The following is a 19,905-nucleotide window of genomic DNA, read 5'->3' as shown; positions in this document are numbered from 1 at the left end:
GTCGACCCCGTGCGGGAGAGCCGTCCGGTGAGACTGCCGGAGGCGCCGAAGGAGCAAATCCTCCCCGGAAACTCTCAGGCCCCCGTACCGCATGGACGAGGTCACTCTGGAAAGCAGAGCAGGTGTCGGACGGCATCCGCTCTCACCGACGGTGAAAGTCGGTTCGCCTCGCGTGCGAGGTGGACCGGTGAAACTCTCAGGTTGATGACAGAGGGGGAGGCCGTCCGGGCACCCGTGTGTCGGTGCCCCTCGCAGGTCGCGCCAGACCAGGAGGCCTCCCGTATGACAGCCCACCGCACACCGCTCTCGCAGCTTGAGCGAGGAACCCCCTTCGAGCGGCGCCACGTCGGCCCCGACGCCGCCGCGCAGGCGAAGATGCTCGCGCAGGTCGGCTACGGCTCGCTCGACGAGCTGACCGCCGCCGCGGTGCCCGACGTGATCAAGAGCGCCGAGGCCCTGCGGCTGCCCGACGCGCGCACCGAGGCCGAGGTGCTGGCCGAGCTGCGCAGTCTCGCCGACCGCAACCAGGTCCTGGCCCCGATGATCGGCCTCGGCTACTACGGCACCTTCACGCCGCCGGTGATCCTGCGCAACGTGATGGAGAACCCGGCCTGGTACACCGCGTACACGCCGTACCAGCCCGAGATCTCCCAGGGCCGCCTGGAGGCGCTGCTCAACTTCCAGACCGTCGTCGCCGATCTGACCGGTCTGCCGACGTCGGGCGCCTCCCTGCTGGACGAGGGCACCGCCGCCGCCGAGGCCATGGCGCTGGCCCGCCGGGTCGGCAAGGTGAAGGACGGTGTCTTCCTGGTCGACGCCGACGCGTTGCCGCAGACCGTCGCCGTGATCCGCACCCGGGCCGAGCCCGCCGGGGTCGACGTCGTCGTCGCCGATCTGTCCGACGGGATTCCCGCCGAGATCGCCGAGCGCGGTGTCTTCGGTGTGCTCGTCCAGTACCCGGGTGCCTCCGGAGCCGTACGGGACATCAGGTCCGTCGTCGAGCAGGCCCACGAGCTGGGCGCGATCGTCACCGTCGCCGCCGACCTGCTGGCCCTCACCCTGCTCACCTCGCCCGGCGAGCTGGGCGCGGACATCGCCGTCGGCACCACTCAGCGGTTCGGCGTCCCCATGGGCTTCGGCGGACCGCACGCCGGCTTCATGGCCGTACGCGAGAAGTTCGCCCGCAGCCTGCCCGGACGGCTCGTCGGAGTCTCGGTGGACGCCGACGGCAACAAGGCGTACCGGCTGGCGCTCCAGACCCGCGAGCAGCACATCCGCCGCGAGAAGGCCACCAGCAACATCTGCACCGCGCAGGTGCTGCTCGCCGTGATGGCCGGAATGTACGCGGTCTACCACGGGCCCGACGGACTGCGCGCCATCGCCGAGCGCACCCACCGCTACGCGACGGTCCTCGCCGACGGCCTGCGCGCGGGCGGCGTCGAGATCGTGCACGAGGCGTTCTTCGACACGCTGACCGTACGGGTCCCCGGCCGCGCCGCCGAGGTCGTGGCCGCCGCGCGCGAGGGCGGGGTCAACCTCCGCCTCGTCGACGCCGACCTCGTCTCGCTCGCCTGCGACGAGACCACCGGGCGCGCCCAGCTCGCCACTGTATGGGCCGCCTTCGGCGTCACGGGTGACATCGAGGCGCTGGACGCCACCTCCCGCGACGCGCTGCCCGACGCCCTGCTGCGCACCGACGACTACCTCACGCACCCGGTCTTCCACCAGCACCGCTCCGAGACCGCGATGCTGCGCTATCTGCGCCGGCTCGCCGACCGTGACTACGCGCTGGACCGCGGCATGATCCCGCTCGGATCCTGCACCATGAAGCTCAACGCCACCACCGAGATGGAGCCGGTGACCTGGCCGGAGTTCGCCGCGCTGCACCCCTTCGCGCCGGCCGACCAGGCGCAGGGCTATCTCACGCTGATCCGCGAGCTGGAGGAGCGCCTGGCGGAGGTCACCGGGTACGACGCGGTGTCGCTCCAGCCCAACGCGGGCTCGCAGGGCGAACTCGCCGGACTGCTGGCCGTACGGGCGTACCACCGCGCCAACGGGGACACCGGCCGCACCGTCTGTCTCATCCCGTCGTCCGCGCACGGCACGAACGCCGCCAGCGCGGTCATGGCCGGTATGAAGGTCGTGGTCGTCAAGACCCGCGAGGACGGCGACGTCGACGTCGAGGACCTGCACGCCAAGATCGAGCGGCACGGCGACGAGCTGGCCGTCCTGATGGTCACCTACCCCTCCACGCACGGCGTGTTCGAGGAGCACATCACCGACATCTGCGCGGCCGTGCACGACGCCGGCGGTCAGGTGTACGTCGACGGCGCGAACCTCAACGCGCTGGTGGGTCTCGCGAAGCCGGGCCGGTTCGGCTCGGACGTGTCGCATCTGAACCTGCACAAGACCTTCTGCATCCCGCACGGCGGCGGTGGTCCCGGTGTCGGCCCGGTCGGCGTGCGGGCCCACCTCGCGCCGTATCTGCCCAACCACCCGCTCCAGCCCGCGGCGGGCCCCGAGACGGGCGTCGGGCCGATCTCGGCGGCCCCCTGGGGCTCGGCGGGGATACTGCCGATCTCCTGGGCGTACGTCCGGCTGATGGGCGGCGAGGGGCTGAAGCGCGCCACGCAGGTCGCCGTCCTGGCCGCCAACTACATCGCGAAGCGCCTGGAGCCGCACTTCCCGGTCCTGTACGCGGGTCCGCACGGGCTCGTCGCGCACGAGTGCATCGTGGATCTGCGTCCGCTGTCGAAGGCGACCGGCGTCAGCGTCGACGACATCGCCAAGCGCCTCATCGACTACGGGTTCCACGCGCCGACGATGTCGTTCCCGGTGGCCGGCACGCTGATGATCGAGCCCACCGAGAGCGAGGACCTCGGCGAACTGGACCGCTTCTGCGAGACGATGATCGCGATCCGCGCCGAGATCGAGAAGGTCGCCTCGGGCCACTGGCCGGCGGACGACAACCCGCTGCGCAACGCTCCGCACACGGCCGCCGCGCTGGGCGGGGAGTGGGAGCACGCGTACAGCCGTCAGGAGGCGGTCTTCCCGGCCGGGGTCTCGGCCGCCGACAAGTACTGGCCGCCGGTCCGCCGGATCGACGGGGCGTTCGGCGACCGCAATCTGGTGTGTTCCTGCCCGCCGCTGGACGAGTACGACAACTGACGGACGGCGAACGGCCGCGGGGCCGGGGGTGCGTCGACGGACGGCGTACCCCGCCCGGCCGCGGTGTCCTCACGCCACCGGTGCGTCGGGCCATGCGTCGGGGCCGGTACGGAGTGATGTCTCCGGCCGGCCCCCTTCGTACGGACGGTGGCGTCAGGCCGCCGTCATCACCTGTCCGGTCCCGGACGGCCGGTGCGGTGCGATGATCTGGCCGTCGGGCAGCAGCTCACCGGTGTCCTCGAAGAGCAGGACGCCGTTGCACAGCAGGCTCCAGCCCTGTTCCGGGTGGTGAGCCGCGAGCCGGGCGGCTTCCCGGTCGGCTGAGTCGGCTGTCGGGCAGGCAGGTTGGTGCTGGCACATGGGTAGGTTCTCTCGCTGCGTCGTGGTGAGTGTCCTGCGGCTCGATGTGTTCATGGCCGCCCCCCGGTTTCTGTTGGTCCGTACCCCAGTGTTGCCCCACGGGCGTCGTTCCGCAGGGATTTCGCGGCAGCGCTTGTCTCTGCTTAAGGACGTGTCACCCGCCCGGACGGTTCAGCCCAACTGGGCTGTCCCTTCGGGTGGTTCGGGGTGGCCCGTCCGGACTAGTCCGGACGGGCAGGCCCTCCGGACGGGCAAGCACAGAGCCCCGTGACCGGTGAGGGTCACGGGGCAGTCTATGGCGCGTGGGGCGGTTGGGAGGCGGTCCGGACGTCGTCGGTCCGAGATCGGCCGCGGGCGGCCTTCAGGCGGTGGTGCTCAGCAGTGGGGCGGACGTGGCGGTGGACGGCGGTGACAGTTCCGAGGTCAGGCGCAGGCCCATCGTCGGAAGCAGGTCGGCGACCCGGTGCGGCCGGTGGGCCACGATGCCCGGCGGGGCGGGAGCGAGCGGGATCAGCAGGTCGGCCGGGGCGGGAGCACCGGCGGACGCGTCCGCGTCGGTGTCCTGGTGCAGCCAGAGCGTGAGCATGTACAGCCCCGGCACCGAGAGCAGCCGTGGCTGGTAGGGCGACTTCAGCGTCTCGGCCTGGCGTAGCGCCCGCTGGGTGGAGGAGATGTAGGGGCCCTCGAAGAAGTGCGAGAACGCCCAGCCGTCGGGGGTGAGCATCGTGTCGGCCGCCGCGACGGCACGTTCGCCGCTGTGGATCAGGAAGCGCCAGCCGGCCAGTCGGGTCTGTGGTGCGTCGCTGCTCGGGGTGATCTGTTCCAGTACGTGTACCGGAAGGGGCAGTTCGGGGCTCAGCGGTCCCTGGACGGACCGAAGAGCGGGTGTACGGGCCTCGCGCACGGCGGTGGGAGAACCGAGTGCCGCGAGGACGCTGCGCAGGGCGGGCGCTGGAGCCAGGGGGACATGCAGCGGCATGGTGGGTTGCCTCTCGCTCAGTAGGCACAGTGAAGCGTCGGTGGTGCGGGTGCGGGTGCGGGTGCGGACGTCGCTGTCGGCGCACGTGGTCAGAGGAGGGCCCATGGCCGTGGCCGGGCTCGGACTCTCTGCCTCGTTCGAGCTGAGTTTATACGATACGTGTTCACGGAATGTTTCTTCTAGCTGTCGCCCGTATTGCGTGCAAGGGCGTATCCGGTCCATCTCGTAGGGAATCGGCGTCGATGAACCGTGAGATGAACGGCGAACGCAGGCTCGTGGCCTGGGGTTATTCGGCCGACGCGGTAGGCCGAAACTTGTCGGCGTTTTTCGCGATCTGATGCGGCAGTGAAATTGCTCACTGCCGTCATGCCGAAGGAATGTGCCGTCGGCCGTCCGACCCACTGTACCGGGCGCGGCGCCGAAACGGGACGTTATGGATCACTCAGTCTGGGCACTATCGATCGTGAAGCGATGCCCGGCGCCGCCGGGAAGCCGGAACGAAGGAGGGACTCTTCGATGGGGGAGAAGGTCGAATCGGGCGGTACCGGCATGCCCGATCGGCAGAAATACCGCAGGAAGCTCCAGCAGTGCCTGACGGTGCTGGGGCGGCTCCTGGGGGAGAAGCGGTTCGACCGGCCCCGGAACCTGATGGGTCTGGAGATCGAGCTGAATCTCGCCGGTACCGACGGGATGCCCCGCATGATGAATGCGGAAGTTCTTGAACGGATCGCGAGCCGTGATTTCCAGACTGAACTCGGAATGTTCAATCTAGAAGTGAACATTGCTCCGCACCGACTTGGCGGACGCGTTCTCGACCAGCTTGCCGAGGAACTGCGCACGGGTCTCGGATATGCCCATCGCAAAGCGAATGAGGTCGACGCCGGGATCGTGATGATCGGTATTCTGCCGACACTCTCCCTCGACGACGTCGTCTCGACGAACCTCTCGGACGCGGACCGCTACACACTTCTCAACGACGAGATGGTGGCCGCGCGGGGCGAGGATTTCGCCCTCGACATCGAGGGCGTCGAGCGGCTCACCTGCAGTTCACCCTCGATCGCCCCCGAGGCCGCCTGCACCTCCGTGCAATTGCATCTCCAGGTGACGCCCGACCGCTTCGCCGACGTGTGGAACGCGGCGCAGTGCGTCGCCGCCGTACAGATCGCCGTCGGCGCGAACGCCCCGTTCCTGTTCGGAAAGGAGCTGTGGCGCGAGTCCCGGCCGCCGCTCTTCCTCCAGGCGACCGACACCCGGCCGCCGGAGCTCCAGGCGCAGGGAGTACGGCCCCGGACCTGGTTCGGCGAACGCTGGATCGACTCCGCCTACGACCTGTTCGAGGAGAATCTGCGCTTTTTCCCGCCGTTGCTGCCGATGATCGACGACGAGGACCCGCTCCAGGTCCTGGACGAGGGCGGTACGCCGCGCCTCGCGGAGCTGGTGCTGCACAACGGCACCGTCTACCGGTGGAACAGGCCCGTGTACGACGTCGCCGACGGACAGCCCCATCTGCGGGTCGAGAACAGGGTGCTGCCCGCCGGGCCGACCGTCACCGATGTCGTCGCCAACGCCGCCTTCTACTACGGGCTCGTTCGCGCGCTCGCAGAGGAGGACAGGCCCGTCTGGACGCGGCTGCCGTTCGCCACCGCAGAGCGGAACTTCGAGACGGCGTGCCGCGACGGCATCGAGGCACGGCTGAAGTGGCCGCGCAACGGCCGGACCGGCAACAGCGTCGCCGAGGTGTCGGCGGTCCGGCTCGTCCTCGACGAGCTGCTGCCGCTCGCGGCGGCCGGGCTCGACGCCTGGAACGTGGAGCCGGCCGACCGCGACTTCTACCTCGGGGTCATCGAGGGGCGCTGCGAGCGCCGCGTGAACGGGGCGTCGTGGCAGGTGGACACCTTCCACCGGGCGCAGGAGGCGGGGCTGCGCCGGGAGGCCGCGCTCGCCGCCACGACCCGGCGCTACGCCGAGCTGATGCACCAGGGGGAGCCGGTGCACACCTGGCCGGTGGGCTTTCCCGCGCCGTCGCGGATGCCGGATCTGACCGTGTGACACCGGGGCGCGAGGGCGCGCCGCTGGTTCCGCGACATGCCCGGTTGCCCGGCGTCGGGCCCGTGCCGGGCGGGCGCCCGCCCGCGTCGGATCCGGGCCGGCCTCTGTCGGTCCCGCACCGGATCTGCGACAGATCCACGTCGGACGGGCGACGGGCTCGTCTTTGACCTGTGGTCAACCGCGCCGGGCTCGCGCCGGGCGGGCGCCGACCGCGTGAGGGCTACCGCTCGGTTCCGCCCAGCGACATGATCGCCTCGATCATCACCGCCTGGATGTCGGCCGGGTCGCTCACCTCGTACCCCGCGCCGCCGGTGATCTTCGCGATCTCGTGCACCTCGTCGCGGTCCGCCTCCGGGCCGACCGCGATCGCGATGATCGGGACCGGGCGCCTGGGGTCGGCGAGACTCCGCAGTTCGTCCGCCAGCGCCGTGCGGGCCGCGCCGTCGGTGTCCGGCCCACCGGTGAGCAGGACGACCGCGTTGCACTTGCCGCTCACGTACGACGCCTGGGCCTCCTTGAAGGCGGCCAGCGTCGTGTCGTACATCCCGGTCGCCGCCGCCGACCCCGTATCCACCGGCGTCAGTTCGGACACGGCGTCCGAGAGGCTTTCGCGGTGTGTGGCGCCGTCCTTGGCGCGCTCGCCGAGCGGCGCCGTCTCGGCCAGTTTGCGGAAGTCCTTCGTCCCGTCGAGACCGGCCGCGAAGTCCCACAGGCCGACCTCGTCCGCCGGCGTGAACTGCTTCAGGGTCTGGAGCATCGACGCCTTGGTGACATCCATCCGGGACTCGCCGTCGCGCCCCGGCACGGGTCCGGCCATCGAGCCCGAGGTGTCGACGACGACGGTCAGCCGGGCGTTCTGCACGGTGACCGTCCACATGCCGAGCGATTCCTTGACCATGTCCGTGGTCGGCGGCTGCGCCTTCGTCAGGGCGTACGGCTGCGGAGCGCGCCCACCGGCGGCGCGGACCAGGCCGGCGGAGACCGAGGAGTGGGCCGTACGGAACCCGTGCCCGGCCATGGTGCGCTGGGCCCCCTCCTCGTTGAGGAGGGAGATGAACCGCATCGCCGCCCGGCTCTCGTCCGTGGTCAGCTCGGGCTCGTCGACGAGGTTCAGCGGGTAGTCCAGGACCGGTGCCGCGTCCGTGGGATAGAAGAGCTGGAGATCGGATGCGCCGTCGGCGGAGTTGTGGGTGAACGCGGCCTGTTCGGTGAGGAAGAGCGCCTGATTTCCCTCGCCGTCGTCCGTCCCGCCCCACGCGAGGGAGCCGACGACCTGGTCGTCGGAGCCGGACACCCGCGTGGCCAGCGCCTCGGCCGTCGCCGCGATCCGGGCGTCGCCGTCCGGATCGGCCTTCCGCGCGGACGCGACGACGCTGCTGAATCCGAGCAGTCCGGTGGCGCTGCGCGCCGGATCGGCGGAGCCGATCCGTAGCGGTTCGTCGCCCGTGGGCGAAGCCGCCAACTCGGCCCAGGTGTACGTCTTGCCGGGCCAGCCGAGCTTCGTGCCGGCGGAGGGGACCGCCGCCAGGGCGACCGGTGTGGTCGCCGCGTTGCCCGCGGGCGTCAGTGTGATGCCGTCGTCGGCGTCCAGCGCGCGCTCGACCCAGACGTCCGAGTCGGGCAGCCAGACCTCGTACTCGGGGGCGGCCGTGCCGGTGGCGAGTTCGTCGGCGATCTCGTGGTTCTCGCGGGCCTCGACCTGGACGTCGATACAGCGGCCGTCGGAGGTGACGTCGTCGCGCCGGGCGTCCTCGGCGACGGCGCGCACGGCGGGGGCGATGTCGGGGGAGGCGGCCAGATCGATCCGTACGACGGAGCCCGTACAGCCGTCGGCGAAGGACAGCAGACCGCTGCGCGCGGCGACGCCGGTCCCCGCTGCCAGACTCAGGACGAGCGCCGTGGCGATCAGAACGTTGCGACGGCGCGGACGACGGCCCCTGGTGCTGTCCGGCGCTTCGTCGTCGGGCAAGCTGTGACGTTCCATGGCGGTGGTGCCCCTCCTTGACCTGAACAAGGAAAATGGGGGATTCCGGCCCGCTGAATGACGCCCGTCCCCCGGCCTGTCGCGCGCGATCTTCGTACCCGCATTCGAGACCCTAGCGGGACGGGAAGGGGCTTGAGGCGCGATTAGTCAACTGGAGGCAGCTGTGCAGACGGAGGCGGGCCGCGTGGCCGATTCTCTTCCCCAAGAAGGCCTGTCGCGCAGGATGTTGCGGTCCGAGGTACTGATCGTGCTGGCCCTCTCGCTGGGGGCGAGCGGGGTGTCCGCCCTGATCAGCTTTGTCGGATCGGTGACCAAGCCCGGTGGCCTCAGCGAGCAGGCCGCCAACCTCAACGGTTCGCACGCGCCGGGTCGGCCCTGGCTGGATCTCGCCTGGCAACTGTTCGGCATCGCCAGCTCGCTGGTGCCTGTGGTACTGGTGGCGCACCTGTTGCTCAGGGAGGGCAGCGGACTCCGCGATCTGGGGTTCGACCGGCGCCGGCCATGGTTCGATCTCGGCCGCGGCACGCTGCTCGCCGCCGGTATCGGCAGCGCCGGTCTCGCCTTCTACATCGCCTCACGCGCGGCCGGTGCCAACCTCACCGTGGTGCCGGAATCGCTGCCCGACGTGTGGTGGAAGTTCCCGGTGCTGATCCTGTCGGCCGTGCAGAACTCCGTACTCGAAGAGGTCATTGTCGTCGGGTATCTGCTGCGCAGGCTCGGGCAGTTGGGGTGGACACCGATGGCCGCCCTGGTGGCCAGTTCGGTGCTGCGCGGGTCGTACCACCTGTACCAGGGCATCGGCGGCTTCATCGGGAACATGGTCATGGGTGTGGTGTTCGTGCTGGTCTACCGGCGCTGGGGGCGGGTCGGGCCACTGGTGGTGGCGCACGCGCTGCTCGACATCGTGGCGTTCGTCGGATACGCGCTGCTCGCCGGTCATGTGAGCTGGCTGCCCACGCCGTGACATCGGGTGCCTCAGGGGGCGGCGAGGAGTTCGCCGTCGATGACGGTGACCGCGTGGCCCGTCAGCAGGGTCCGGTCGCCGCGCAGTGAGGTGCGCACGAGGCCGGTACGGGCCGAGCCCTGGCGGCCGGTCAGCTCGGTGCGGCCGAGCCGCGCCGACCAGAACGGGGCGAGCGCCGTGTGCGCGCTGCCGGTGACCGGATCCTCGTCGATGCCGACACCGGGGAAGAAGCCGCGCGACACGAAGTCGTAGCCGCCCGCCGGGTCCTCGGCCGCCGCCGTGACGACGATGCCGCGCCGCGAGAGGGCGGCGAGGGACGGCAGGTCCGGTGACAGCTCCCGTACGGTCCGCTCGTCGGCCAGTTCCACCAGCAGATCCCCGATGTGCTCCCCGGTGTCGTGCACCGAGACCGGGGTGGCGCCCAGGGCCGCCGCGACGCCGTCCGGGATCGTGACCGGGGTCAGTGGCGACGTCGGGAAGTCGAGCGTCAGCCCTCCGTCGTCGTGCGCCGTCGCGCCGAGGACGCCGCAGCGCGCCGCGAAACGGATCGTCCCGGTCGCGAGGCCGGTGGTGTGCAGGACATGCGCGGTGGCGAGGGTGGCGTGCCCGCACATGTCGACCTCGGTCGCCGGGGTGAACCAGCGCAGGGCCCAGTCGGCCGCGCCGCCGGGCGGCAGGGGATGGGCGAACGCCGTCTCCGAGAGGTTCACCTCCGTGGCGACCCGCTGGAGCCAGACGTCATCGGGGAACGGGCCCGACTGAAGGATCAGCACGCCCGCCGGGTTGCCGGCGAAGGGGCGGTCGGTGAACGCGTCGACGATTCGGATTCGCATGCCTCAGACCGTAGGAGAGGCGCGAAGGCGCAGGCCAAGGCCAATTCGCGACGGCTGGCCCCGAAGAGTGTTGCGTAACGAACTGTTCCGATATATCGTTGAGGCATCGCGATAGATTCGCGACTGATCACCGATGGAAGGAGCGTAGCGATGCGTTCACATGGACACGAACACGATCACGGACATGGGCAGTGCGGGCCCGGCCATCGAGGCCGGGGCGACTCCGAGGGACGGCGCGGGGCCTTCGGGCCGTTCGGGCCGAACTTCGGACCGCCGTTCGGAGGGCCCTTCGGAGGCGGCGGCCGAGGCCGCGGCGGAGGCAGGGGCAGGGCGCGGCGCGGCGATGTACGCGCGTCGATCCTGGCGCTGCTGAAGGACCGGCCGATGCACGGCTACGAGATGATCCAGGAGATCGGCGAGCGCAGCGGAGGCGCCTGGCGCCCCAGCCCCGGCTCGGTCTACCCGACCCTCCAGCTGCTGGAGGACGAGGGTCTCATCGCCAGCCGGAGCGAGGGCGGCAAGAACCTCTTCACGCTGACCGACGCCGGTCGCGGCGAGGCCGAATCCGGCCCCGACGCCCCGTGGGAAGAGGCTGGGCGCGGTGTCGACTGGGACACGATGAACGAGATCCGGCAGGCCGGCTTCGGTCTGATGGAGGCGTTCGGGCAGGTCTGGAAGACCGGCTCCGCCGACCAGCGCCAGAAGGCTCTCGCCGTCATCAACGACACCCGTAAGAAGCTCTATCTGATCCTCGCCGACGACGACGGTCCGACGAAGTCCGAGTGACGGGGGTGTGTACGGGCATCAGTGCCGTACGCCCGAGGGCCCTGTGACGATCACCGCGATCGTCACAGGGCCTTCGTCATGTCCGGGCCGCGGGCAGGAGCTGCCAGAACTCCGCCGAGTCGAAACGGTCGCTCGCCCGGGGGTGCGGGCCCTCGTCGTGGCAGTGGAACGCGGCCCAGAACACATCGCCGCGCAGGGCGTCGGCGGGGGCGTACACGCGGTACACGTACTGGAGCCCGTCGACCGCAAGCAGGGCCACCATCCAGCACATCGGATCTGCCCCCCGGCGGTCGTCGCGGCATCGTCGTACCAGAGGGACGAGCGGCCCCGGTGCGACGGTTGCGGACGCGGCGCGAGGCAATACGGCGCGCGCCCCCGCGGCGTGTTGGTGCCGGATCTCATTCGTAAGGAGGAGAGGTCGCACGTCTGTGCACGACTTCGGTGGGATGCTCGAATGCTCCCCGCCGGGGATGTTCTCCCCACCGGTCGGGTGATGGGGTGGGAGAGTGCAGAGCCCTACCCCGTGGTTGCCCGAACAGTCCGATTCGACCGTTGTCTCCGCCGTATCGATCCGCGCGGACATCGACGCCGGACTCTCCGCCGCGCTCGCGGCCGTCGTGTCGGGAGCGCGCAGGCGGGCGCACCGTGACGGTGACCGGCACATCGACACCGCGCATCTCCTCCACTCGCTCCTGGAGTCGGACTCCGAGGTGCGCGCGGCGTTCGAGAGCGGGCCGCAGGTCGCCCGTGTCCTCGGCTATCTCGTCCAGCGGAGCATCGGATACGGGCTGCGCTGGCAGGGAACGGTGGAGGAATCGGGCGCGGTCCCCATCGTGTCGGCGCCCGGGGTCGCCGGCTGGTCGCCGTCGGCCGTCCTGGTCATGGAAGCCACCGTCGAGCGTGCCCGGCGGCGCGGCGAGCCGCGCGCCGGCGGCCTCGATCTGCTCACCGCGCTCGCGTCCGACCCGGCCTGCCGCGCGGTCGAGGTGCTGGAGCGGGCCGGGGTGGAGGCGCGGGCCCTCACCAGCCGTATCGCGGACGCCGCTCACGGAATGTGACCGCGTGTCGCGCCGAAAGTGACCGCCTGTCTCGACAGGCGTGAACGTGCCGTAGCTCCTGACGCCGACTGACATGATGTGCCCATGCACGCGTCTCAGGGGAGAAGCGTCGGCCTGGGACTCGCGCTCTTGTCGGCCTTCGCGTTCGGTGGATCAGGTGTCGCGGCCAAGCCGCTGATCGAGGCGGGGCTCGACCCACTCCATGTGGTCTGGCTCCGGGTCGCGGGAGCGGCGCTCGTGATGCTGCCGCTCGCCTGGCGCCACCGCGATCTTCTCCGCCGCAGGCCTGCGCTGCTGGCGGGCTTCGGGCTGTTCGCCGTGGCGGGTGTGCAGGCCTTCTACTTCGCCTCGATCTCCCGCATCCCCGTCGGGGTCGCGCTGCTCGTCGAGTATCTGGCGCCCGCGCTGGTCCTGCTCTGGGTGCGTTTCGTCCGGCGCAGGCCGGTCAGCCGCGCCGCCGCCATCGGTGTCGTCCTGGCCGTCGGCGGACTCGCCTGTGTGGTCGAGGTGTGGGCCGGCCTCTCCTTCGACGTGCTCGGCCTGCTCCTCGCGCTCGGCGCGGCCTGCTGCCAGGTCGGCTACTTCCTCCTCTCCGACCAGGGCGGCGATCCGGCGGACCCGGCCGACGCCGTCGATCCGCTGGGCGTCATCGCGTACGGGCTGCTCATCGGCACGGTCGTCCTCACCTTCGTCGCCCGGCCCTGGGGCATGGACCTCTCCCTGCTGGCGGGCGGCGTCGACATGGGCGGGTCGCGGGTCGCCGCGCCGCTGCTGCTCGGCTGGATCGTGCTCGTGGCGACCGTGCTCGCGTACGGCACGGGCGTGGTCAGCGTACGAAGGCTGTCGCCGCAGGTGGCCGTGGTCGTGGCCTGTCTGGAGGCGGTCATCGCGACCGTGCTGGCGTGGGTGCTGCTGGGCGAGCACCTTTCGGCGCCGCAGATCCTGGGCGGTCTCGTCGTGCTCGTCGGTGCGTTCATCGCCCAGACGTCCAGGCCGGCGGCGGGGGTCGGGGGAGTGGGCGGTACCGAACTGCCGCCCACCGGCGCGGGCGGGACGGACGACGTGGTCGGCGAGGGGGACGGGTTGTCCGCCGGACGGACGGCGACGTAGTCTGCCGATCATGCGACTGACCGTACTTCCGCCTCCCGCCGCCTGACCGCGGGCGGCCATCCGCTGACGAAGACCGGGCTCGGGCAGTCCCCGAGCGGCTCGTCGCTGCCCGCGACACGCAGTGAGCGACCACCAACCCGTTCTTCACACGGAGAAGTCACGTGTCGATTTCCGCAATGCCTGCTGCTCCCGGCCTGTCCGTCGGACGCAGCCTGATCTATCTCGTCGTCGCCGGTGTCGCCTGGGGGACCGCCGGCGGCGCCGCCTCGCTGCTCTACCGCGTCAGCGACATCGGTCCGCTCTCCCTCTCCTTCTGGCGCTGCGTCGGCGGACTCGTCCTGCTGCTCGGCGCGCTGGCGCTGCGCCGCGGGCGCGCGGCGGCGGCCGGTGTGCCGGCTTCCGCCGCCGAGCCGCGCCGCCGCAGGCTGGTCCGGATCCTCGGTACGGGCATCGGCCTCGCCGTCTTCCAGAGCGCGTACTTCGCCGCCGTCGAGGAGACCGGGCTCGCCGTCGGCACCGTGGTCACGCTCGGCGCCGGACCTGTGCTCATCGCGCTCGGCGCGCGGCTGACCATGGGCGAACGGCTCGGCGGCAGCGGGCTGTTCGCCGTCGTCGGCGCGCTGGCCGGCCTCGCCGTCCTGGTGCTCGGCGGCGACGGGGCGACGGTGCGTCCGCTCGGTGTCGCGTACGCCGTGCTGGCGGCGGCCGGTTACGCGGCGATCACCCTGCTCACGCGGTGGCTCGGGCAGGACGGCGGCAAGGCCGACGCGCTCTCCACCACCGCCTGGGCGTTCGCCGTCGCGGGGCTGTGCCTCGTGCCGCTCGCGGGCGCCGAGGGACTGCTGCCGCACACGCCCGAACCCGCCCAGGTGCTCTGGCTGTTGCTGTACGTCGCCGCCGTGCCGACCGCTCTCGCGTACGCCCTGTACTTCGCGGGCGCGGCGGTCGTCCGCGCCGCGACGGTCTCCGTGATCATGCTGCTGGAGCCGGTGAGTGCGGCGGTCATCGCGGTCTCGCTGCTCGACGAGCGGCTGACCGCCGCGACGGTGGTGGGGACCCTGATGCTGCTGGCAGCCGTGGTGGGGCTCGCCACCGCCGAGGCGCGCCTCGCGTCCGACCGCCGGAAGGCGGCGGTCCTCGCGTGACTCAGAGCACGGAGAGATAGTCCGGGCGTGACTCAGAGCACGGAGAGATAGTCCGGCAGGCCGACGGCCGGGTCCAGGTCGTCGGCCGGGACCGGTGTGCCGTGTCCGCGTACGACGGGCACCACACCGGTCCAGTGCGGGAGGGACAGGTCCTCGGGCTCGTCGTTGGGGCCGCCGGTGCGGACCTTGGCGGACACCTCGGCGAGGTCGAGGCGCAGTACGGCGGTGGCCGCCAGCTCCTTCGCGTTGGCGGGCCGGGAGTCGAAGGAGCGGCCCGGCACCACGTGGTCGACCACGGCGTCGAGTGCGGCGCGCCGCTCGTCGAGGTCGGTCACCTGGTGGGCGGTGCCGTGCACCACGACGGAGCGGTAGTTGATCGAGTGGTGGAAGGCGGAGCGCGCCAGCACCAGACCGTCGACATGGGTGACCGTGAGACAGACCGCGAGTCCCGGGTCCTGCTTGTCGCCCGCCATCCGCAGCGGGCGGGAGCCGGTGGACCCGTGGACGTACAGCCGTTCGCCGACCCTGGCGTAGAGGGTGGGGAGGACGACGGGCGCGCCGTCGCGGACGAACCCGAGATGGCAGAGGTAGGTCTCGTCCAGTATTCCGTGCACCAACTCGCGGTCGTAGGACGCTCGGTCGGCGGAGCGGGTGGGGACGGTGCGGTCGGTGGGGCGGTAGGCGGCGGACGCGGGCTCCGGCATTGCGTTCTCCTATGTACTAGTGCATAGTTCCCTTTGTGCTAGGAGAGTATCGGATCGAAGGGCGGCGCGCCGCCGAGATCGCCGCGAGCGTGGAACGGGGGATCGGCGCGGGAGACCTCGCGCCCGGCCAACCGCTGCCACCGCTGCGGGAGTTGGCGCTGGAGCTGGGGGTCAATCCGAATACGGTGGCCGCCGCCTACCGCACCCTGCGCGACCGGGGCGTGATCGAGACGGCCGGCCGCAGGGGCAGTCGCGTACGCGCACGCCCGTCGAGCACGTCGCGCGGCTCGATCCGCGTCGACGCGCCCGCCGGAGTGCGGGAGGTGTCGGACGGCAATCCCGATCCCGGCCTGCTGCCGCCGCTGCACGAAGCCCTCGCCGCTGCTGCGCGGGACCACGCGGCGCGGCCGGGGCGGTACGGGGACGCGACCGTCCTTCCCGAGCTGGCCCGGCTCGCCCGCGCCGGGCTGGACGAGGACGGTGTGCCCGACGGGCCCGTGGCCGTCACCTCCGGTTCGCTGGACGCGATCGAGCGGGTCCTGGCCGCGCATCTGCGCCCGGGGGACGTCGTGGCCGTCGAGGATCCGGGGTGGGGCGCCCTGCTCGACCTGGTGCCCGCGCTCGGGCTGCGGCCCGTGCCGATGGCGCTGGACGACGACGGGCCGCTGCCGGGGGGGCTGGAGCGGGCGCTGCGGGGTGGGGCGCGGGCGGTCGTCGTCACCGACCGGGCGCAGAATCCGACCGGGGCGGCGGTGGGCGCCGCTCGCGCGCGGGAGTTGCGTACGGTACTGGCGGCCCATCCCCACGTACTTCTCATCGAGGACGACCACGGGCACCGCATCGTCGATCTGCCGCTCCACCCGCTGGCCGGGGTCACCGACAGCTGGGTGCTCGTCCGGTCCACGGCGAAGGCGTACGGCCCCGACCTGCGGCTCGCGGTGCTGACCGGGGACGCGGTGACCGTCGACCGGGTGACGGGACGTCAGGGGCTCGGGCCCGGCTGGGTGAGCAGACTGCTGCAACGGGCGGTCGTGGAGCTGTGGACGGCGGACGCGGTCGACACCCTTGACGTTGCCCGCTCCTACGGCGCGCGGCGCGACGCCCTCGTACGGGCGCTGGCAGACCGGGGGATCGAGGCGCGGGGGCGGAGCGGGATGAATGTGTGGGTGCCGGTGGCCGAGGAGACCGGTGCGGTGGCGCGGCTGCTGCACGCGGGGTGGGCGGTCGCGCCGGGGGCCCGCTTCCGGCTGGCGTCGGGACCCGCCGTACGGCTGACGGTGTCCGCCATGACGGGCGGGGAGATCGAGGCGGTCGCGGACGCGGTGGCCGACGCGGCGGGGGCCGCGCCGGCGCGCAGCTACGGCTGATCGGCGGTGACCGGCGCGGGAGTCGGGACCGGGGCCGAGGCCGGGACCGGGGGCGCGGCGGCGGGCTTCGGCCGGGACGTACGCGCGGTGCGGGAGCCGCCGCTCCTGTTCTGGGTGAGCGCGGCGCCGACGAGCACGACGACCGCGCCGACCGGGGTGTTCCAGTGCAGCGGCTCACCCAGGACGGCCACCCCGGCGGCCGTCGCGATGACCGGGACGAAGTACGTGACCATCTGACCGGTGGTCGGGCCGACTTCGGCGACCAGACCGTACTGGATGAGCAGGGCCAGCCCTGTCCCGAGGCTGCCGAGGGCGACCACGGCCAGCAGCGGCACCACGGGGAAGGACGTCGGCAGATCGGTGAACAGGGGCGTCACCACGGCCAGTTGCAGGGTCGCCATGAACAACTGCGCCCCGGTGAGGGACAGATGCGAGCTGCTGTTGCCCGCCAGGGTGCGGCGTACATAGATCCAGCCGACGGCGTAGCTCAGCGAGGCCAGCAGCGCCATGGCCGTACCGGTGAAGTCCAGCCCGGAGAATCCCTGCCAGGCGCCGAGCACGGTCAGTACGCCGATGAAGCCGAGGCCCAGACCGCCGACCCGGCGCCGGGTGGGGCGGTCCTCGGACAGCGCCACGAGCGACAGCAGCATGCCCCACAGCGGGGAGGTGGCGTTGCAGATGCCCGCGAGGGTCGACGGGATGGTCAGCTCCGCGTACGAGAAGAGCGAGAACGGCACGGCGTTGAGGATGAACGCCGCCACCGTGAGGTGACCCCAGGTGCGCAGGCCACGGGGCAGCCGCTCGCGCCGTACCGCGATGGCGACGGCGAGGACCGCCGTGCCGAAGAACAGCCGGCCGAAGGTCACCTGGAACGGCGCGTAGCTCTGGGTGCCGACCTTGATGAGCAGGAAGCTGAAGCCCCAGATCAGCGAGAGCACGCCGAACCGGATACGCCAGTCGATCGGAGGGCGGCGGGGGGATGTCGTGGTGCCCGGAGGCGGGGTCGCTGTGCTCATACGGCAACGATGAGGGTCGCGACCTCTAAGGACAAGCGAGAATAACTCGACCCGTTCACGTAGCATCGCTTACATGTTGAATCTGGAGAGACTGCGGATCCTGGACGCGCTCGCCCGGCACGGCTCCGTCAGCGGCGCCGCCGACGGCCTCCATGTGACCACGTCGGCCGTCTCGCAGCAGCTGGCCAAGCTGGAGCGGGAGGTCGGCCAGCAACTCCTCGCCAAGCACGGGCGCGGCGTCCGGCTCACCGACGCGGGACGACTGCTCGCCGACCACGCCGCGCGGATCATCTCCCAGGTGGAACTCGCCCAGTCGGACATCGAGGCGCAGCGCGGTCAGGCCGTCGGCGAGGTGCGGCTCTCCGCCTTTCCCACGGCGGCCCGCGGGCTGTTCCCCGTCGCGCTCGCCGCACTGCGCAAGGCGCACCCCGATCTGCGGGTGCGCTCACTGGAGTTGGAGCCCGACGGCGCGGTCCGGCAGGTCCTGCGCGGCGATCTCGATCTCGCCGTCGTGCTCGACTGGAACAACAAACGGCTGCCGGTGCCCGGCGGACTGGCGACCGCGTCCCTGCTGGAGGACGCCGCCGATGTCGCGATGCCGGCCGATCACCCGCTGGCGGACCGGCGGGAGGTCGATCTGGAGGAGTTCGCGCACGACTCGTGGGTGTCCTGGCCGACAGGCGAGTTCTGCCACGAATGGCTGGTGTTCACGCTGCGGTCGAAGGGGATCGAGCCACGGATCGAGCACATGGCCGGCGAACAGCACACCCAACTTGAGCTGGTCGGCGGCGGGTTGGGGGTTTGTGTCGCGCCACGGCTGGGGCGCGGACGACTGCCCGACAGCGTCGTGGCCGTGCCCGTACGGCAGAAGATGTTCCGGCACGTCTACGCGGTGTGGCGCGCCGACGCCGACCGCCGCCCGTCGATCAGGGCGGCGGTCGAGGCGCTCGAAGAGGCGGCCCGGGTCGTGAAGTCCGCCGAGCCGCAGCGGAGTTGACGGCTCGTCAGGCGAGGGAGATCGAGTCGCCCTCGACGGTGATCGCGGTGGCACCCAGCGGTTTGGTCGCCGGGCCCTTCTTCACGCTGCCGTTGGCCGCGTCGAACTGACTGCCGTGGCAGGGACAGGTGATGGTGCCGTTGGAGATGTCCCCCACCGTGCATCCGGAGTGTGTGCACACGGAGGAGAAGGCCTTGAACTCACCGGCCGCCGGCTGGGTGACCACGACGCCCTTGTCCTCGAAGACCTTGCCGCCGCCCTCCGGGATGTCGGCGGTCTTGGCGAGCACTTCTCCCTGCCCGCCGGATCCGCCCTCACCACTGCCGCTGTCGCCGTTCGCGCCGTCGGTGGTCGGCGTCCGCTCGGCGGAGTCCGCCGGGTCGTCCGAGCCGCACGCGACGAGTGCCGCGCCCAGACCGACGGCGCCCGCCGCCGCGACGACCGTACGGCGTGCCACCGTCCGGCCGGTGGCCGTCGGGGCGGTGCCCTGCGTTCCCGTCATGATCTGCTCCCTGATCGCTGGTCGCTGTCCCGTGACCGGCTCCGGCGGCCGGTTCCTCAAGGGGGTACGCACCGCTGGGACGCGGTGTTCAAGCCCGGGACAACTTTCTCAAGGTTTCAAGGACTTCGTGGGGACATCAGGCTCCGGGGGAGGTGGATTCGTCGGCCGGGTGGTCGGCGTGGTGGGCCTCGTCCGCCGCGTCGGACGCCGTGGCCGCCTCGTGCACGTGCTCGGCCGCCGCGGCCTCGGCCGCCTCCGGATCCCCCGCGACGATGGCCCGGACGATCGCGTCGTGCTGACCGGGCGACAGGTCCCGGCGCCGGTTGATGTTGGTGCGGCTGACGATCGCGAACCGGGCCCAGATCCGGTCGAGGGCGTCCTCCAGCAGGGGGTTGCCCGACAGTCGCGCGAGCAGCATGTGGAAGTCGAGATTGGCGCGCCAGGCGTCGGCGGGGGTGACGCCGTCGCCGGCGTTCCTCGCCGCGTGACGGGACGCGTCCTTGAGCGCGGTGAGCTGGGCGGGCGACAGTTGGCCGTCGCGCTGGGCGGTCGCGGCGAGCTTCGCGGCGAGCGCGTCCAGCGCGCCGTGGAGCTGCATGGCGTGCCGCATCTCCTGCGCGGAGAGCGAGCTGACCACCACGCCCCGGCCCGTCGAGGTGACGAGCCCGTCGCTCTGGAGACGCCGCAGCGCCTCGCGGACCGGGGTGCGGCTCATGCCCAGTTCTTCGCAGAGGTCGAGTTCGGTGAGCCGGTCGCCGGGGTCGTGCTGGCCGGACAGCAGTCGCTCGCGCAGTCGCCGGTAGGCGAGTTCGGCCTGGTTGTGCATCCCTGGTCGCTCGGTGGAACGGTCGCGGGCTGAAGGCATGATGTATGTATACATTGC

At 71.6% G+C, this 19,905-nt stretch carries 18 protein-coding genes and 1 riboswitch; of the genes, 9 read left to right on the top strand and 9 right to left on the bottom strand.

Translation table 11 applies throughout. From position 1 onward, the window contains the following. Positions 1-2 precede the first annotated feature (2 nt). Positions 3-100: riboswitch (glycine riboswitch) on the top strand. A gap of 182 nt (positions 101-282) precedes the next feature. Further along, a complete protein-coding gene (gene gcvP, locus ACFYNU_RS32625; RefSeq protein ID WP_356593345.1) occupies positions 283-3,168 on the top strand; it encodes an aminomethyl-transferring glycine dehydrogenase in 2,886 nt (961 codons plus the stop codon). A 153-nt stretch (positions 3,169-3,321) separates the two neighbouring features. Here gcvP and ACFYNU_RS32620 read toward each other — a convergent pair whose 3' ends face one another. Next, positions 3,322-3,528 (bottom strand): DUF5999 family protein, encoded by a 207-nt coding sequence (locus ACFYNU_RS32620; RefSeq protein ID WP_356593343.1) that lies wholly within the window; start codon positions 3,526-3,528, stop codon positions 3,322-3,324. 361 nt (positions 3,529-3,889) lie between these two features. Then, a complete protein-coding gene (locus tag ACFYNU_RS32615) occupies positions 3,890-4,507 on the bottom strand; it encodes a hypothetical protein (RefSeq protein WP_356593341.1) in 618 nt (205 codons plus the stop codon). Between the two features lie 516 nt (positions 4,508-5,023). On the opposite strand from ACFYNU_RS32615, the gene ACFYNU_RS32610 reads away from it, so the two are divergent. Next, entirely contained in the window at positions 5,024-6,556 is a 1,533-nt protein-coding gene (locus ACFYNU_RS32610) for a glutamate--cysteine ligase (protein WP_356593339.1), read from the top strand. Between the two features lie 220 nt (positions 6,557-6,776). Here the strand turns inward: ACFYNU_RS32610 and ACFYNU_RS32605 are convergent, their stop codons facing one another. Next, positions 6,777-8,540, bottom strand: coding sequence for a substrate-binding domain-containing protein (locus tag ACFYNU_RS32605; RefSeq protein ID WP_356593337.1), 1,764 nt, complete (start codon positions 8,538-8,540; stop codon positions 6,777-6,779). A 223-nt stretch (positions 8,541-8,763) separates the two neighbouring features. On the opposite strand from ACFYNU_RS32605, the gene ACFYNU_RS32600 reads away from it, so the two are divergent. Continuing rightward, a complete protein-coding gene (locus tag ACFYNU_RS32600) occupies positions 8,764-9,504 on the top strand; it encodes a CPBP family intramembrane glutamic endopeptidase (protein ID WP_388768099.1) in 741 nt (246 codons plus the stop codon). An 11-nt stretch (positions 9,505-9,515) separates the two neighbouring features. Here ACFYNU_RS32600 and ACFYNU_RS32595 read toward each other — a convergent pair whose 3' ends face one another. Then, a complete protein-coding gene (locus ACFYNU_RS32595; protein WP_356593332.1) occupies positions 9,516-10,337 on the bottom strand; it encodes a PhzF family phenazine biosynthesis protein in 822 nt (273 codons plus the stop codon). Positions 10,338-10,487: 150 nt separating this feature from the next. On the opposite strand from ACFYNU_RS32595, the gene ACFYNU_RS32590 reads away from it, so the two are divergent. Then, positions 10,488-11,123 (top strand): PadR family transcriptional regulator, encoded by a 636-nt coding sequence (locus ACFYNU_RS32590; protein ID WP_356593330.1) that lies wholly within the window; start codon positions 10,488-10,490, stop codon positions 11,121-11,123. A 76-nt stretch (positions 11,124-11,199) separates the two neighbouring features. Here ACFYNU_RS32590 and ACFYNU_RS32585 read toward each other — a convergent pair whose 3' ends face one another. Beyond that, positions 11,200-11,394, bottom strand: coding sequence for a hypothetical protein (locus tag ACFYNU_RS32585; protein ID WP_356593328.1), 195 nt, complete (start codon positions 11,392-11,394; stop codon positions 11,200-11,202). Positions 11,395-11,629: 235 nt separating this feature from the next. On the opposite strand from ACFYNU_RS32585, the gene ACFYNU_RS32580 reads away from it, so the two are divergent. The 3 genes from ACFYNU_RS32580 (at position 11,630) to ACFYNU_RS32570 (ending at position 14,436) form a co-directional block, all read left to right on the top strand. Further along, positions 11,630-12,181, top strand: coding sequence for a Clp protease N-terminal domain-containing protein (locus ACFYNU_RS32580; protein ID WP_388768094.1), 552 nt, complete (start codon positions 11,630-11,632; stop codon positions 12,179-12,181). An 84-nt stretch (positions 12,182-12,265) separates the two neighbouring features. Continuing rightward, the gene (locus ACFYNU_RS32575) at positions 12,266-13,291 is read left to right on the top strand and encodes an EamA family transporter (protein WP_356593326.1); all 1,026 of its coding nucleotides are present in this window, start codon (positions 12,266-12,268) and stop codon (positions 13,289-13,291) included. A 176-nt stretch (positions 13,292-13,467) separates the two neighbouring features. Further along, entirely contained in the window at positions 13,468-14,436 is a 969-nt protein-coding gene (locus ACFYNU_RS32570) for an EamA family transporter (RefSeq protein ID WP_356593370.1), read from the top strand. 32 nt (positions 14,437-14,468) lie between these two features. Here the strand turns inward: ACFYNU_RS32570 and ACFYNU_RS32565 are convergent, their stop codons facing one another. Further along, positions 14,469-15,140 carry a pyridoxamine 5'-phosphate oxidase family protein gene (locus tag ACFYNU_RS32565; RefSeq protein ID WP_356593324.1) on the bottom strand — a complete coding sequence of 224 codons (672 nt, stop codon included), beginning with the start codon at positions 15,138-15,140 and terminating at the stop codon, positions 14,469-14,471. A 35-nt stretch (positions 15,141-15,175) separates the two neighbouring features. On the opposite strand from ACFYNU_RS32565, the gene ACFYNU_RS32560 reads away from it, so the two are divergent. Further along, on the top strand, positions 15,176-16,507 hold the full coding sequence (locus ACFYNU_RS32560; protein ID WP_356593322.1) for an aminotransferase class I/II-fold pyridoxal phosphate-dependent enzyme: 1,332 nt from the start codon (positions 15,176-15,178) through the stop codon (positions 16,505-16,507). On the opposite strand, the gene ACFYNU_RS32555 is transcribed toward ACFYNU_RS32560, so the two are convergent. After that, the gene (locus ACFYNU_RS32555) at positions 16,498-17,523 is read right to left on the bottom strand and encodes a DMT family transporter (RefSeq protein ID WP_356593320.1); all 1,026 of its coding nucleotides are present in this window, start codon (positions 17,521-17,523) and stop codon (positions 16,498-16,500) included. The genes ACFYNU_RS32560 and ACFYNU_RS32555 overlap by 10 nt on opposite strands. Before the next feature lie 73 nt (positions 17,524-17,596). Between ACFYNU_RS32555 and ACFYNU_RS32550 the strand changes: the two genes are divergently transcribed. After that, complete coding sequence (locus ACFYNU_RS32550) at positions 17,597-18,520, top strand: LysR family transcriptional regulator (RefSeq protein WP_356593318.1); 924 nt, start codon at positions 17,597-17,599, stop codon at positions 18,518-18,520. Between the two features lie 7 nt (positions 18,521-18,527). On the opposite strand, the gene ACFYNU_RS32545 is transcribed toward ACFYNU_RS32550, so the two are convergent. Together ACFYNU_RS32545 and ACFYNU_RS32540 are read right to left on the bottom strand one after the other, a co-directional pair. Continuing rightward, the gene (locus ACFYNU_RS32545) at positions 18,528-19,022 is read right to left on the bottom strand and encodes a Rieske (2Fe-2S) protein (RefSeq protein ID WP_356593315.1); all 495 of its coding nucleotides are present in this window, start codon (positions 19,020-19,022) and stop codon (positions 18,528-18,530) included. Between the two features lie 136 nt (positions 19,023-19,158). After that, positions 19,159-19,887 (bottom strand): GntR family transcriptional regulator, encoded by a 729-nt coding sequence (locus tag ACFYNU_RS32540; protein ID WP_356593313.1) that lies wholly within the window; start codon positions 19,885-19,887, stop codon positions 19,159-19,161. Between the last annotated feature and the right edge of the window lie 18 nt (positions 19,888-19,905).

Source organism: Streptomyces sp. NPDC006643 (genome assembly GCF_042870175.1).
Lineage (GTDB): Bacteria > Actinomycetota > Actinomycetes > Streptomycetales > Streptomycetaceae > Streptomyces.
Note: the sequence above shows the minus strand (reverse complement) of the source record. Positions and strands in the feature narration are given on the sequence as shown.